A 14351-nucleotide genomic window follows, 5' to 3' on the forward strand; every position below is an offset into this window, starting at 1 on the left:
AAATAGGGCTTGTTTTGGGCTTTTTGGGGCTCTTTTGGCGGCGGAAATGTCAGAGGCAGGTGAAAGCCTGAAGGCATGGATCAGCACAGGACTTTTCCCGGTTCCGAGCGGTTCGGCGAGCAGGCTGCCGACACCGCCCTCGGCGTCGGCCCCGCCGCCGGCGGGGAGGCCGCTGCACCGCCCGGTTACTCGGTTTTCCACGCCGTACCGGCTGCTGTCGGTGCCTCCTCTTCTGCTACCTCTTTGGCTGCTGCTCCGGGTCGTTCCGATTCGCCCCCGGCTTCCGGCGACACTGCTTCCGGCGACACTGCTTCCAGCGCCAGCGCCACCACTACTGCTTCCGGCGACACTGCTTCCAGCCCCAGCGCCACCACTACTGCTTCCGGCGACACTGCTTCCAGCGCCAGCGCCACCACTACTGCTTCCGGCGACACTGTTGTTTCCGGTGATGCGGCCGGGAGTTCCTGCCACTACGGGTTATCCGGTTCTCTGGTTCTGCTGGGCGCGGATGCGCTGGATGAGCAGACTGCCGGTGCTGTGCTCTCCCGCCTGGATCATCTGATGCGGTGGGCGCAGGCGCAGCAGGCTAAGGTCCTGCACCGGATGCAGAGTATCTACCGGGACGAGATGCATTTCCCGTCCGGAAAGCCTGATCCGGGTATGGCGTTCAGTCTTGCGGCGTCGGAGGCAGCAGCGATCCTTTGCGTGCCGCAGAGTACCGGGCAGCGGCTGATGTCTGAGGCGGGCAGTCTCTGCGGCGTTCATGCGGTGACTCTGGGCAATCTGGAGCAGGGCGGGATCAGTTACGGTCATGCCCAGACGGTGTTGGATCAGTGCCAGGACATCGAAGCTGTGGGGCTTCCGGGGTTCGAGGCAAAGCTGCTGGCGGCTGCAGCGGGTCAGACTGCGGCTCAGTTCCGGGTCCGGGCGCGGCGGTTGCGGGAAAACCAGTATCCGCAGGGCATTGTCCAGCGCCAGCTGAGTGCGTTGGACAAGCGCAAGGTGTGTCTGGAGCCTGCGGCGGATGGAATGTCCTGGCTCTCGGCGTTCCTGCCGGCGGAGAACGCGCAGGCGATCTTCACTCAGCTGAGCAGGGCTGCCCGGGGTGAGCAGGCTGATGGTGATCCCCGCAGGGTGGATGAGTTGCGGGCGGACATCCTTCAGGACCTGCTTATGTCCGGCGGCAGTCACCCCTGTGATGGGCAGGGATCGGCGGGCACGGACTTATCCGGTCCTCGCCCCGGTGGCCGTTCTGGCACCGCGGGGGACCCGTTCAGCACCGGGCAGGACGCCGGCGCGGGTGCATCCGGCACCGGCACTGGCACCGGCACCGGCTGTGGCAGTGATGCCAGCGCCGATGCCCGGGCCAAGGCCAAGGCTGGGGCCAGGGCTGGGGCTAGGGCGGAGATTCTGGTGCTGATCAGCGCTGAAACCCTCTTCGGCGCGGACGATCAGCCTGCGGAGTTGCATGGTTACGGGCCGATCAGTCCGGAAGCCGCCCGCCGGATGGCCCGGGAGGCAGCGAAATGGACGCCGGTGGAGCGGGATCCGGATACTGAGGAGATCCTGCGGGTGGGACGCCGAAGGAAAGTCCGGGCCGGACTTCAACGGTGGCTGCGGGCCCGGGACGGGACCTGCCGGTTCCCGGGATGCCGGACGAATGCGGTGATTTCCGAGATCGATCACACCAAGCCCTGGGTGCAGGGCGGGGCCACGGATCATGACAACCTCGAGCATTTGTGCCGGAGGCACCACATGTTCAAAACCAAGGGGTTTTGGAAGGCCTGCCAGCCGGCCGCCGGGGTCATTGAGTGGACATCGCCGGGAGGACGGACTTATCGCACCGAACCGCACTTGGCTCTTGCTCCGGTCATGCAGGGAACCGGCCCGGACGGTGCTGGGGACCGGTCCGTCGCGGCTGTCCGTGCAGATTCCCGGACCGTGCCCCACGTAGATTCCCGGACGGTCACGGCCACGGACACGCGGGCAGGCAGCAGCGGGGATGATTACGGGGATGACCCGCCGCCGTTCTAGGGCAGTCCCTGCGTGGTTGGTACGTGGCTGGTCGGTGGGTGATTCTTCAGCGGGTATGCCTGGGGCGATGATGATGGGCGTGCAGCCAAGGTGAGAACCGACCCTACAACGCGCGAGCATCATGTGTGGATGTGTGGATGTGTGGATGTGTGGATGTGTGGATGTGTGGATGTGTGGATGTGTGGATGTGTGGATGTGTGGATGTGTGGATGTGTGGATGTGTGGATGTGTGGATGGTTCTGCCCGACGGGGGGACATGAAAGACCTCCGGTTCGGCAGATGTTCTCAACAAACACCGCCTCATCCGGAGGCCTTTCTTATGCAATTCAGGTCTTATGCAATTCAGGCGCGCAGTCCGTTCCTACCGTCCGCGGCCAACCGCTAGGGCACCGCCCGGCGGAGTGTTCCGTAGGATCCGGCGGCCAGCACCACCCCGCCCAGCAGCAGCCAGCCGGTGAGGGCAAGCGGTGTCAGCTGTGCAAACCAGGCTCCCACCGCTGCCCAGGACTCCGTCCAGGTCGCGGATGCGACGGCCGCCAGCAGAATCAGGGCTAGTCCGACACATGCGGCAACCAGGCCGCCGGTGCGCCACCGCTTGTAAACGGTCGCGAACCAGAATCCGAACATGAACAGCAGGGTCGAGAGCGCAAAGTACAGCAGGATTTGCGTGTACCACGCAGCCTCGGCGATCCAGGGCAGGGCAAATATGTGGGCGTTCAGGCCCCAGCCGCTTGTTGCTTCTTCCACCAGGCCGAGCAGCCAGTAGAGCACGCCCAGGCTCAATGACATCACCGCGAAGAGGCCGAGTGTGCCGAGGTAGAAGGAGCGGCGGCTGACGCTCATTGCCTGTGAGAAAGGGAAGGTTAGCGTCAGGGCCTGAACGCCGATGCCGAGGAAATACCACATGACGGCCTGGCCGGAAAACACTAGGTTGGGTGCTCCGCTGTCGGGAATGACGGCGATGATAGCCAGGGCAATCAGGGTGGACGAGACAAGGATGATTGCCGGAATTCCGAGATATATCCATTTGTTGAGCAGCTGCATGCGCGCTACTGCGAGCGGCCGGTTCATTGCAGTACCTCCAGATCGGTGTCGTTGATTGCCGGCGCGGAACCGTAGGATTCGTTGGCCTTGAGGGTTCTCCTGATGATCAGCTGCTGCAGTGACACCGGCGCCACCTCCAGGCCCAGAGTCCGGGCGAGATCGCGGTCATCGCCGGACAGCGGGGTGTCCACGGTGACCGAGCTCAGCGCGCCAAGACCTTCCCGGTGCAGGACCGGCCGGCCGCCCACAAAATTCTCCACGGCAGCGGAAGAGCCTGCGACAGCGAAGGCGGAGCCTGTGACGGTGTCCACTTCGTCATCCATGACAATGCGTCCGTGGTCGATGACGATCACGTGTTCAAGCAGGTTTGCCACTTCATCGATCAGGTGCGAGGACAGAATGATCGTCCGGGGCTGATCGGCGAAATCGGTGAGCAGCCGGTCGTAGAACAGCTGCCGCGCGACGGCGTCCAAGCCCAGATAGGGCTCGTCGAAGAAGGTCAGCTCCGCCCGGGAAGCCAAACCGATGATGACTCCGACGGCCGAGAGCTGGCCGCGGGAGAGCTTCTTGATCCGGTGCTTCTTCGGCTGCGGCAGCTGGAAATCCTCCAGCAGTGTCTGTGCCAGCTGCTTGTTCCAGTTGGGAAAGAAAAAGGCTGCTGCATCGAGGGCGTTACTGATGGTGAAGTCATCCGGGTACTTTTGTGATTCCCGGACGAAGCAGAGCTTGGAGAGCACCCGCTCATTCTCGAACGGGTGCTCCCCGAAGACCCGCACGTCGCCGGAGCTGGCGAACTCCTGGGCGGTGAGGATGGACATCAGCGTGGTCTTGCCAGCGCCGTTGCGGCCCAGCAGTCCGTAGATCCGGTCGGCCCCAATGTTCAGGGTCACGTCGTCCAGGGCCAGCTGGTCGCGGTAGCGGCGCGTCAGGCCGCGGGTTTCTATGACGTTCATGGTGCCGGGGTCCCTTCATGTTCGGCGGCACTGCGACGAATGAGCTCGGTCAGCTCTTCCGCACCGATTCCCAGTTTCCGCGCTTCATCGGCGACGGGCCGGACATACTGGCGGTAGAACTGTTCCCGGCGCTTGGCCAGGACGATCCCGCGTGCTCCGGGAGCCACAAACATGCCGATCCCGCGGCGTTTGTAGAGCAAACCCTCGTCAACGAGCAGATTGACGCCTTTGGCTGCGGTCGCGGGATTGATGCGGTAAAAAGATGCGATTTCATTGGTCGAGGGCACCTGGCTCTCTTCCTGCAGGACACCGTCGAGGACGTCCCCTTCGATGCGTTCAGCAATCTGCAGGAAGATGGGGCGTGTGTCGTCGAAGGTGCTCACGACGTGGGCCTGAGGTTCACGGTTGGCCTCGCTTCGCTGACCGGAACCGAGTCGGCGGCTCGTCGGTCAATTGGTTAGTTAGTGATGTAGGTAACCATAGAACCTGCTGATGCCCGGCACAAGGGTCCGGGCACAGAAAACTGACATTGCCCGCAGGCAAAGCAAAGGCCGGAGAAACGGTTGTTTCCCCGGCCTTTGGCTGGTTTTGGCTGGCTTGGATACCGCTTGGGCTTGTTCCTCGCAGGAGCTTGGTTCGCCCTACTTGGCCGTCCCAAGCGGCTTGCCGGCAGGATCCTTGCCGGTGGAATTCTTGCTGCTTACCTCGGCGGGGGTGCCCTTGCCGGCAGCCTGCTGCTTTGATTCCCGTGAAGCAGGGGCGGGAACGGGGCCGGGGCCCGGCTTGGCCGCCGGGTGCGGATCGGCGGGCAGTACCGTGACCCGGGCAATCGGCCCCGTGGCGTCGCCGGCCGCTGCGCCGGCGGAACCGGTGTCCGGCACGATGGGGGTGACGCTGACACGCGCCGAGCCGGGGCTGACTGACGCACCCTTGGCGGCTGACGTTCCCGCCGTCGCATTCTTCGAGCTGGAGCTCGAGCTGGAGCTGGAGCTGGAGCTGGAGCTGGAGCCGGAGCTGGAAGCAGCGGCACCGGGGACGAACGGGTCCTTCACCGGAGCGGATCCGGCCGCGGTCAGGGGAACGGCACCGGATACCGGTTCCGATGCGGCCTTCGCGGCAGCCTCCCGTTCCGCGGAGACGGCGGCTTCCCTGGCTGCTGCAGCGGCTTCCGCTTCCTCGGCCTTCGCTGCAGCATCCTGTTCGAGGATGTCCGCTTCCAGCGTGGCCAGCATCTCCTCGGCCTCGGCAATCATCACGGGGTTTTCGGCAGCGACCCCGCGTACCAGCCACTGGGCCAGGGCGAACTCGGCGGACAGGGCCGCGCGGCGGATCAGATGCGGGTCCGGGGTTTCGGTACGGGCGGCGTTGTAGGCCGACTGGACAGCCTCGGTAAAGGCGGGATCATTGGCGGCGACCAGCCACGCGAAGTCGTCCGCAGGATCTCCGATGCGAAGATCCGTCCAGCCTGTGACCGCGCTGATCCGCCCGTTGGAGACCAGCAGGTTGTCCTCATGCAGGTCCCCGTGCACTACTGACGGATTGAACCGCCACAGCGTAACGTCCTCCAGGGCATGCTCCCAGCGGCGCAGCAGCACGGGGGGAATCTTGCCGGTGGTGGCGGCCTGGTCCAGTTCATTGAGCTTGCGCTGCCGGAATTCGTTGGCGGAGTAACTGGGCAGGTCTGCGTCGTTCACGAGGTCCTGGGGCAGGCTGTGAATGGCGGCCATGGCCCGGCCCACTTCCAGGGGCAGCGTTCCGCCTTCGGCCACGAGTGAATCGATGTCCCGGGTGGAGCCGGGCAGATGGGAGTAGACAAAGGTGCACAGGTCGCCCTGGCGCACGGTTCCGGCCACATGGGGGAGCGCGAACGGAAGCTCCGCCCGCACCGCCGGCACAAATGCCCGCAGTACGAGGAGTTCGGTTTCCAGCCTCATGCTGGCGTCAACGTGTTTGGGGGAGCGTACCCGCCACTGCTTTCCTGCTTCGTCAACCAGCACGGCGGCGTCGAAGTCCGCGGCGTCGTCGGGGGAGCCGGCGACGCCGGTGGGGGCCAGCCCGGGGACGGCGGCGCTGGCCATTGCGGCCAATTCCATGGGGGTGCGTTTCACATCTTCAACCGTAGAGGTAGATGTGGCACGAATAACCATAAGCTGGCGGCGAGTCGCCGGATGCGTGAGCAATAACTCAGCCCGGGCAGGTAGTCCTGTTCCAACTACAGGTTGGGGGGTGCGAGTCAGTACGGTAGAGACATGAGCAGCCCAGCATCGGTAGCAGTTGTACCCCCTCTTGGAATATTGCCGCTGGCCCGCACCGCGGTGGACCGCGGATCGGACCGCCGCGTGGCCGCGGACCTGTTCGATCAGATCCGTGCCAACCCGGGCACCCGCGTCATGTACATGGCGGGAGGCAAGGCCCTGATCAGCGACACCGAGGTGGTGCTGGCCCCCGTTGCCGAAACCGGTTTCGGCGAGGTCCCCGTCTATCTGGGCCGCACACTGGCCGACGCGCAGGAACCGGCGGGCACCGACGTCGTGCTGGTCACCCTCGCGGAGGAGGATCCGCTGCTGGAAACCGGCGGTGCCCGCTGGGCGTCGCTGCGGGAGGTTGCCGTCCTGCTCGGCGAGCTGGACGCCGCACTGTTCGTGCAGGCCGCTGCCGTTTCCAACTGGCACGCCGTCCACACCCACTGTCCGCGCTGCGGGACCCCCACCGTTCCGGAGCAGGGCGGCTGGGTCCGCCGCTGCCCCGCGGACGGAAGCCAGCACTTCCCGCGCACGGATCCGGCCATCATCGTTGCCGTTACCGACCCCGAGGACCGCCTTCTCCTGGGCTCCGCAGCTGCCTGGAAAGGCAACCGCTACTCCACGCTCGCCGGGTTCGTTGAGCCCGGGGAATCGCTGGAAGGTGCGGTGATCCGGGAGATTGCCGAGGAATCCGGCCTCGTGGTCCACTCGCCGCAGTATCTGGGATCGCAGCCCTGGCCGTTTCCGTGCTCGCTGATGCTGGGCTTTACCGCCCGCACGGAAAACCCCGCCGCAGCCGTGCACGACGGTGTCGAAATTTCCGATGTCCGCTGGTTCACCCGCGATGAGCTGCGCGACGCCGTTGCCAGCGGCGAGATAACCATCGCCAGCGGCATTTCCATTGCCCGGAACCTGATCGAGCGCTGGTACGGAGGACCCATCGCCGAACCGGAGACTGAGGACCGGGCATGAGCGGAACCTCCGCGGAAGCACGGATTCTTGCCGGACTGGATGATGAACAGCGTGAGGTGGCAACGTCCCTGACCGGGCCGCTCTGCGTGCTCGCCGGGGCAGGCACCGGCAAGACCCGTGCCATCACGCACCGCATGGCCTACGGCGTCCACACCGGGGTGTACAAGCCGCAGCGCGTGCTGGCGGTGACCTTCACCGCCCGGGCCGCTGCGGAGATGCGCACCCGGCTGCGCGACCTCGGAGCCGGCGGCGTCCAAGCGAAAACCTTCCACGCCGCGGCGCTGAAGCAGCTGCAGTACTTCTGGCCGCAGACCGTAGGCGGGCAGATGCCGGACCTGCTCAGCCACAAGGCCCAGTTCATCGCCGAAGCCGCCCGCCGCCTGCGCCTGTCCACCGACCGTGCCGCCATCCGTGACGTTGCGGCTGAAATTGAGTGGGCCAAGGTTTCCATGCTCACTCCGGAGAGCTACGTCTCGGCTGCCAAGGACCGGGACGCTCCGGCCGGTTTTGACCTCATCACCATCTCCCGCATCTTCCAGGCCTACGAAGACGTCAAGGTGGACCGCAACGTCATTGACTTCGAGGACGTCCTGCTGATTACCGTGGGCATCCTGCAGGAGGACGCCCGCGTGGCCGCAACGGTGCGTGACCAGTACCGGCACTTCGTGGTGGACGAGTACCAGGACGTTTCCCCGCTGCAGCAGCGGCTGCTGGATCTGTGGCTGGGCGGCCGGGACGAGCTGTGCGTGGTGGGCGACTCCAGCCAGACCATTTATTCCTTCACCGGCGCCACCTCCAAGCACCTGCTGGGTTTCCCGTCGCGCTTCCCCGACGCTCCCATCGTGAAACTGGTCCGGGATTACCGCTCCACTCCGCAGGTGGTGGGACTGGCCAACCGCATCCTGGCCGCCCGGACGGCCGAAGGCGAGCGCTCGCGGTTTGCCCCGCCCTGGCCCAAGCCGTTGGAACTGATTGCCCAGCGCCCGGCCGGCCCGGAGCCCACCTTCACCGAATGCGCCGACGACGACGCCGAGGCCGCCTCCGTGGCCGAACGCATCAAGGCGCTGATCAAGGACGGCGTGCAGCCGGCCGAGATCGCCATCCTGTTCCGTACCAACGGGCAGTCCCAGGCCTATGAGCAGGCCCTGACATCGGCCGGGATCGGCTACCAGCTGCGCGGCGGGGAGCGGTTCTTTGCCCGGCGGGAAGTCCGCGACTCCATGGCGCAGCTGCGTGCAGCCTCCCGGGCAGTGGGCAATGATCCGGTGCCGCAGCTGGTCCGGGACATCCTGGTGTCCCTGGGCTACAGCCCCGAGGCGCCCGCCGGCGGCGGGGCCGTCCGGGAAAAGTGGGAGTCTCTGGCGGCCCTGGTGTCGCTGGCCGATGAACTGCACGCCGCCCGCACGCAGGATCCGGATTCCATTTTTACCCTGATGGACTTCGTGGCGGAGCTCGACGAGCGTGCAGCCTCCCAGCACGCCCCCACCGTCCAGGGCGTGACGCTGGCATCGCTCCACTCGGCCAAGGGCCTGGAGTGGGATGCAGTGTTCCTGGTTGGGCTGAGCGAGGGGCTGATGCCGATTTCCTTTGCGGACACCCCCGAGGCAGTGGATGAAGAGCGGCGCCTGCTGTATGTGGGCATCACGCGTGCCCGGGAACATCTGCACCTGTCCTGGTCCACTGCCCGCACGCCGGGCGGCCGCGCCAACCGCAAGCCGTCCCGCTTCCTGGACGGGCTGCGTCCGCAGACGGCCCGCGACGCGCAGCGCCCGGCGGCGCCGAAGGCTGCCTCGCGCCGCAAGGCCAGCGGTCCGGCCAAGTGCCGGGTCTGCGGCACGCTGCTGACCACCGGGTCGGAGCGTAAGGTGGGCCGGTGCTCCGAGTGCCCGGTGACCTACGAGGAAAGCACCTTCGACGCCCTGCGGGAATGGCGCCGCACTGCGGCTTCCGAGGCCGGCGTCCCGGCGTTTGTCGTCTTCACGGATTCCACCCTGGTGGCCATTGCGGAGGACCGGCCGCCGTCGCTGAACCGTCTGGCGACGCTGCCCGGCGTCGGTCCCTCCAAGCTGGAGCGCTACGGGGAAGCCGTCCTGCGGGTGCTGGCGGACAACTAGGGCCGGCTTTTCAGGACGCCTGCGCCGGGGATCCCTTTTGCTGCAACCGGCAGCCGCAGTCCGGATGGAAGGACAGCTTTTTCGGTCCGACATACCCGTCGGCGGCCCGCAGCACCAGAATTGCCGACCATGTGGCCGGCTGGACCACGCCGTCCAGGAACGCGAGAACCTGCCCCGCGGCGACTCCGGCAGCGGCAACCGCGCCGCAGGTCTCCTCTCCGGCAGGTGCTGCTTCCACCTGCTGCCGTTCCAGCGCGTCCGCCGCGGTGTACCAGGTGCTGTTGCCGTCAGCCAGCTGCCGGTCCAGGCACTCCAGGCAGGGCGTTAGCCCGGGGACGACCAGCGGACCGACGTCCACGCCGGTTTCCTGGACGGTGACCGCAAGATGGGGATGTTCACTTGCCGGGGCGTCCCCAGCCCGTCCAGCAGGAGGGGGCGGGCCCACCCGGACGGCCAGATCGAGATGTGCCCGTTTCGGACCGGAAGCGTCAGAGCCGGCAGCGAGGAGGACCTGCACGGTGGGATCGAGGCGGTAAATGTGCCGTTTGACCGCCTGCGCGCGGCGCATTCCCTGGTCCGTCAGCGGGTAGCCGGGGCCGACGTCGGACGGGAGGACCACCCCCGAATCGGACAGCACCAGGGTTCCCACCCCGGCGCCGGCCAGTGCCTGGGCGAGCAGCGACCCGATGCGGCCCAGCCCGCTGACCTCCACCATGCAGCGGGAGCGGCGCCGCAGGATGGCGGATCCGTTCAATCCGTAGGCGGCGGAGAGGCGGTCGCTGTCACGGCTGAGGCGTTCAAGGCGCAGTGCCGGAACAGCGGGTTCGTGCGGCCCGGCAGTGTCCGGGAAGGGGAGGAGGACCGGGGCCAGGGCCTGGGTCAGGGCCTGCGCCCGTTGGGAGGGGACCTGATGACGCCGGCCTTCGGCCGCTTCCATGCCGTCGGGAAGTCCTTCGCGAAGGGCGGCGAGGAAGGCGAGGTCGCTTTCCCTCAGCCCCCGCAGCACCAGCGCTTCAGGGCCCAGGCCGTACTGCCGGGCTGAAGCCGAGAGTGCCAGGACATGGAGTCCGGGGTTGATCCGCATAGGGACCTCCTGCAGTACATAGCCGGTCCGGCAGCAGGCGGGATGGCCTGCAGAATCATCTTGGCACGCGCCAGTCACCGCTCCCGTGGTTATCCACAGGGGCGGGGACATCCCCGGGCCTCGCCTAGGCTTAATGCATGCCCTCAGGAGAAATACGCCGTTCTCAACACCGCCAGCAGCAGCCCGCAGCGGCTGCTTCTCCGGCCGCCGCGGGACCGGGTGTGCCCTCCGTGACCAGCACGGGGATTCCCATCGAAGTGCGCCGCTCCGCCAAGCGCCGGCGGACGGTCAACGCCGCTTTCCGGGACGGGAAAGCGGTGATCTCGATTCCGGGCCATTTCACGAAGGTTCAGGAAGCGGAATGGGTCCGGCGCATGGTCGCGCGCCTGGAGCAGCGTACTGCGGTTCCCCCGACAGATCCGCAGGAGGGTGCGGATGATCTGGCCGGACGGGCGGCCGAGCTGTCCCGGCGGTATCTGCACGGTGCCGCGCAGCCCGTTTCCGTGCGCTGGGTATCCAACCAGAACTCGCGCTGGGGATCGGCAACGCCCGCACGCGGCACGATCCGGCTCTCCGACAAGTTGCAGGGCATGCCTCCCTGGGTGGTGGACTATGTCCTGCTCCACGAGTTGGCGCACCTCATTGAGGCATCACATTCGGCTGCGTTCTGGCGGCTGCTTGAGTCTTATCCGCACACCGAAACCGCCAAGGCATACCTGCAGGGAGCGGCCTTTGCCAGCTCGCGGGGGCTCCAGGGCCCCATGCAGGAGGACCAGGGAGCCGAGGATTAACCGCAGCGGCCCCGGCAGCCGGATGGCTGCCGGGGCCGCTGCCCGGTCACGCTGCGATTAGGCCCGGGGCTGTCCGCCGGGGCCCGAATCGTCGTCGGCATCGGGATCGGTGTCGGGGCCGGAATCGTTTTTGGAGTCGCTGCCGGGATCGGTGTCGTTCCCCGTGCCGCCGGTCGCCTGTGTGTGGTCCGTGTCGCCGTTGGCGTCAGTTCCCGTGGACGACTCGTCAGCAGCCGGCGTGTCGAATCCGCCGCTGAGCAGCCGCTCGAGGGCGGCATCGACGTCGGAATCCGATGCCTCCAGCAGCTCCCGCCGCTTGCTGAACCCCTTCGGGTCATCCAGGTCCTTGGACGTGGGCAGGAGATCCGGATGTTCCCACACGGCGTCCCGGCCTTCGATGCCGCGCTCCTCCCGCAGCTGCGACCACAGGGCGGCGGCATCGCGCAGCCGGCGCGGGCGGAGTTCCAGGCCCACCAGAGACGAGAAGGTGTGCTCGGCGGGACCGCCGCTGGCACGGCGGCGGCGGATCATTTCGCGCAGGGCACCTGCCGACGGAAGGTTGGCCGTTGCAGCGGCGGTAACTTCGTCAACCCAGCCTTCCACCAGCGCGAGCGCGGTTTCAAGGCGTTCCAGGGCGGCGTCCTGCGCAGCTGTCCGCTCCGGCTGGAAGACTCCGCCGGAGAGGGCTTCCTGGATGGATTCGGGGTTGGACGGGTCCAGGTCCCGGGCAACTTCCTCGATCTTGGAAATATCGATGTGGATGCCGCGGGCGTAGCTTTCGATGGTGCCGAAAAGATGGCCTGCCAGCCAGGGTGCGTGCGTGAACAGACGGGCGTGCGCGGCTTCCCGCACGGCCAGGTAGAGGCGGATCTCCGTCTCGGGGATGTCCAGGCCTTCGCCGAACTTGGCCACGTTGGCCGGCAGCAGGGCCATGGTCCCGCCGGCGAGGGGAAGCCCGATATCGGTGGAGCTCACAACCTCCTTGGAGAGGGCGCCCACGGCCTGACCCAGCTGGATGCCGAACATGGCGCCGCCCATGTTGGCGAGCATGGAGGAGGCTCCGCCCATCATGGACTTCATTTCTTCGGGCATCTGCGTACTGATGGCGTCGGAGAGTGCCTGGGAAATGCTGACGGCAACCGGTTCGGTCAGCCGTTTCCAGGAATCCATGGTGGCTTCCACCCATTCAGCGCGGCTCCAGGCCTTGCCCAGCGCCGAGGTGGAGGCAAAGTCGGTGACGGGATCCAGCCACAGCTGCGCGACGTGCAGTGCCTCGTCCACCTCGCGGCTCTGGGCCGGCAGCACTGAAGGATCACTGTCCGTTGCGGCGACCCGGCGGGCATTGTCCCTGGCAAGCTGCCAGTTGACCGGGCCCTCGGAGGGGGCACTGAACATGGCCTGGACCTGCTGGAAGATCATTGCCATGGCGTTGGGGTCGGAGGGCAGTCCGGCTGCCTTGGCCAGGTCCTGCGGGTCCATGCCGCCGGCGCCTGCTCCGCCGAACAGCCGGGCGAGCATCTCGGAGAGCGGATCCTGGGGCGTCTCGCCCGGGTCGGAAGGGTTGGAGCTCATGGATACCACCGGTCCTGTGGAAGGTTGACGTGCATTACGCGGAGCAGGCAGCCGCGCTGGGCGGCCCGGTTGCTCCGGACCACGGGCCGTTCCTAAAACGGGCCGTGGTTTCCTTACGTTACCGGCAGCCCGTGACGCCTGTCCCGCATTCGCCGATTCGTTCGCTCATGGCAAAGCGGGGACGCCGGTATTCACCCGGCACTGAAGGCACTGCAGGCGTAAGCTGGGTGCCAGTATTCGCCGTTTCAGCCTTGAGTGGGCTGCCTCGGGTTCCCACCTAGAAAAGGGTTGGCCACTTGCGCCCCTCAGACCATCAGCACGACCCTTCCGTTTCCGGCGCCCGGCCGCCGGGCCCGAACCCGGCCCAGGACCCTCCGCCCTCGGGCCCGGCCTTGTCCGCGGGACCGGACCCGGTCGCAGGTTTCGGCCCGTTTCCCGCGCCGCGGCCGGACCCCCGGTCCCGGGCCCTGGTGGTTTCCGGGGCACTGACCCTGGTGCTGGGAGCTGTTGCCGTGTTCCTGCCGACCCCGTACGTAGTGGAGTCACCCGGTCCAACCTTCAACACGGTGGGCACGGTGACGTCGGGCGGGGAAGAAACACCGCTGATCGAAATTGAGGGTGCGCCAACCTACCCCACGGACGGGGAGCTGGACCTGACCACCGTTTACGTGGCAGGCGGTCCGGGCACGGCGATGAGCTTCCTGGAGGCCGTCGGCGCGTGGCTGAACCCGGAAGACGCCGTCGTCCCGGAGGAGTTTGTCTACCCCCGCGGAACCACCGGTGAGGACATTGATGAACAGAATGCGGCAGCCATGACGTCCTCGCAGGAATCGGCGGTGGCTGCGGCGCTGCGCGAACTGGACATTCCCTTCACCGAGGACCTGGCCGTGGCCGATCTCGTGGACGGATCACCGGCCGAGGGCGTCCTGGAGTCGGGGGATACCCTGATCAGCGTGGGCGGCACCGGCATTGACGGCATAGAAACGCTCCGCGGCGAGCTGCAGGCCGGCGGCGGAGCTCCGGTGGAGGTCGAATTCCGCCGGGACGGCAGGGAACAAACGGGAACGGTGACGCCCGTGGCCGGGGACACGGGAAGCTACCAGCTCGGAATTTTCCTCGCCACCAGCTTTGAGTTCCCCTTTGACATCAGCATCGCCCTTGACGATGTGGGCGGGCCCTCCGCGGGCATGATGTTCGCGCTGGGCATCATTGACCGGCTGACCCCCGAAGGCATGACCGGAGGCAGGCACTTTGCCGGAACGGGAACCATCGATTCGGCAGGCAACGTCGGCCCGATCGGCGGCATTGCGCAGAAGATGGTGGGAGCCTCCGACGCCGGAGCCGAGTTCTTCCTCGCTCCCGCCGACAACTGCGGGGAAGTCGTCGGGAATATCCCGGACGGGCTCGCCGTCGTCCGCGTCGCAACCCTGGACGAGGCACGCACCGCTGTTGAAGCACTGGCAGACGGAACCAGCCCTGCGGAGCTGGCACAGTGCACCGCTCAGTAGCAGCTTCCAGGCCCGCCTCGCACCGGCGGTTTGCCC

The 14351-nt window shown here is 66.8% G+C and carries 11 protein-coding genes; 5 read left to right on the plus strand and 6 right to left on the minus strand.

Annotation, left to right across the window (positions count from 1 at the left end):
- The first annotated feature begins 75 nt into the window (after positions 1 to 75).
- Positions 76 to 2034, plus strand: a complete 1959-nt coding sequence (locus WKB88_RS05435; RefSeq protein ID WP_341393514.1) for an HNH endonuclease signature motif containing protein — start codon at positions 76 to 78, stop codon at positions 2032 to 2034.
- A gap of 381 nt (positions 2035 to 2415) precedes the next feature.
- On the opposite strand, the gene WKB88_RS05440 is transcribed toward WKB88_RS05435, so the two are convergent.
- The 4 genes from WKB88_RS05440 to WKB88_RS05455 form a co-directional block, all read right to left on the minus strand.
- Positions 2416 to 3105 carry a hypothetical protein gene (locus WKB88_RS05440; RefSeq protein WP_341393515.1) on the minus strand — a complete coding sequence of 230 codons (690 nt, stop codon included), beginning with the start codon at positions 3103 to 3105 and terminating at the stop codon, positions 2416 to 2418.
- Positions 3102 to 4031, minus strand: a complete 930-nt coding sequence (locus WKB88_RS05445; protein WP_341393516.1) for an ABC transporter ATP-binding protein — start codon at positions 4029 to 4031, stop codon at positions 3102 to 3104. The genes WKB88_RS05440 and WKB88_RS05445 overlap by 4 nt, the downstream gene beginning before the upstream one ends.
- A complete protein-coding gene (locus WKB88_RS05450; protein WP_341393517.1) occupies positions 4028 to 4414 on the minus strand; it encodes a GntR family transcriptional regulator in 387 nt (128 codons plus the stop codon). The genes WKB88_RS05445 and WKB88_RS05450 overlap by 4 nt, the downstream gene beginning before the upstream one ends.
- A gap of 258 nt (positions 4415 to 4672) precedes the next feature.
- Entirely contained in the window at positions 4673 to 6139 is a 1467-nt protein-coding gene (locus WKB88_RS05455; protein ID WP_341393518.1) for a macrolide 2'-phosphotransferase, read from the minus strand.
- Between the two features lie 141 nt (positions 6140 to 6280).
- Here WKB88_RS05455 and nudC point away from each other — a divergent pair, with 141 nt between their 5' ends.
- Positions 6281 to 7246 carry an NAD(+) diphosphatase gene (nudC, locus tag WKB88_RS05460; RefSeq protein ID WP_341393519.1) on the plus strand — a complete coding sequence of 322 codons (966 nt, stop codon included), beginning with the start codon at positions 6281 to 6283 and terminating at the stop codon, positions 7244 to 7246.
- Complete coding sequence (locus tag WKB88_RS05465) at positions 7243 to 9360, plus strand: ATP-dependent DNA helicase UvrD2 (protein ID WP_341393520.1); 2118 nt, start codon at positions 7243 to 7245, stop codon at positions 9358 to 9360. Before nudC ends, WKB88_RS05465 begins: the two co-directional genes overlap by 4 nt.
- A gap of 10 nt (positions 9361 to 9370) precedes the next feature.
- Here the strand turns inward: WKB88_RS05465 and WKB88_RS05470 are convergent, their stop codons facing one another.
- Positions 9371 to 10444, minus strand: a complete 1074-nt coding sequence (locus WKB88_RS05470) for a ThiF family adenylyltransferase (protein WP_341393521.1) — start codon at positions 10442 to 10444, stop codon at positions 9371 to 9373.
- Between the two features lie 137 nt (positions 10445 to 10581).
- Here WKB88_RS05470 and WKB88_RS05475 point away from each other — a divergent pair, with 137 nt between their 5' ends.
- Entirely contained in the window at positions 10582 to 11235 is a 654-nt protein-coding gene (locus tag WKB88_RS05475) for a M48 metallopeptidase family protein (RefSeq protein WP_341393522.1), read from the plus strand.
- 57 nt (positions 11236 to 11292) lie between these two features.
- On the opposite strand, the gene WKB88_RS05480 is transcribed toward WKB88_RS05475, so the two are convergent.
- A complete protein-coding gene (locus WKB88_RS05480) occupies positions 11293 to 12807 on the minus strand; it encodes a zinc-dependent metalloprotease (protein ID WP_341393523.1) in 1515 nt (504 codons plus the stop codon).
- Positions 12808 to 13199: 392 nt separating this feature from the next.
- On the opposite strand from WKB88_RS05480, the gene WKB88_RS05485 reads away from it, so the two are divergent.
- Complete coding sequence (locus tag WKB88_RS05485; RefSeq protein ID WP_341393524.1) at positions 13200 to 14315, plus strand: YlbL family protein; 1116 nt, start codon at positions 13200 to 13202, stop codon at positions 14313 to 14315.
- The last annotated feature ends 36 nt before the right edge of the window (positions 14316 to 14351 follow it).

The organism is Arthrobacter sp. G119Y2 (assembly GCF_038069765.1).
Classification (GTDB): domain Bacteria; phylum Actinomycetota; class Actinomycetes; order Actinomycetales; family Micrococcaceae; genus Arthrobacter_B.

Coding starts and splice junctions, on each gene's coding strand:
- WKB88_RS05435 (WP_341393514.1), top strand. CDS start 76: ATGGATCAGCACAGGACTTTTCCCGGTTCCGAGCGGTTCGGCGAGCAG.
- WKB88_RS05440 (WP_341393515.1), bottom strand. CDS start 3,105: ATGAACCGGCCGCTCGCAGTAGCGCGCATGCAGCTGCTCAACAAATGG.
- WKB88_RS05445 (WP_341393516.1), bottom strand. CDS start 4,031: ATGAACGTCATAGAAACCCGCGGCCTGACGCGCCGCTACCGCGACCAG.
- nudC (WP_341393519.1), top strand. CDS start 6,281: ATGAGCAGCCCAGCATCGGTAGCAGTTGTACCCCCTCTTGGAATATTG.
- WKB88_RS05465 (WP_341393520.1), top strand. CDS start 7,243: ATGAGCGGAACCTCCGCGGAAGCACGGATTCTTGCCGGACTGGATGAT.
- WKB88_RS05470 (WP_341393521.1), bottom strand. CDS start 10,444: ATGCGGATCAACCCCGGACTCCATGTCCTGGCACTCTCGGCTTCAGCC.
- WKB88_RS05475 (WP_341393522.1), top strand. CDS start 10,582: ATGCCCTCAGGAGAAATACGCCGTTCTCAACACCGCCAGCAGCAGCCC.
- WKB88_RS05480 (WP_341393523.1), bottom strand. CDS start 12,807: ATGAGCTCCAACCCTTCCGACCCGGGCGAGACGCCCCAGGATCCGCTC.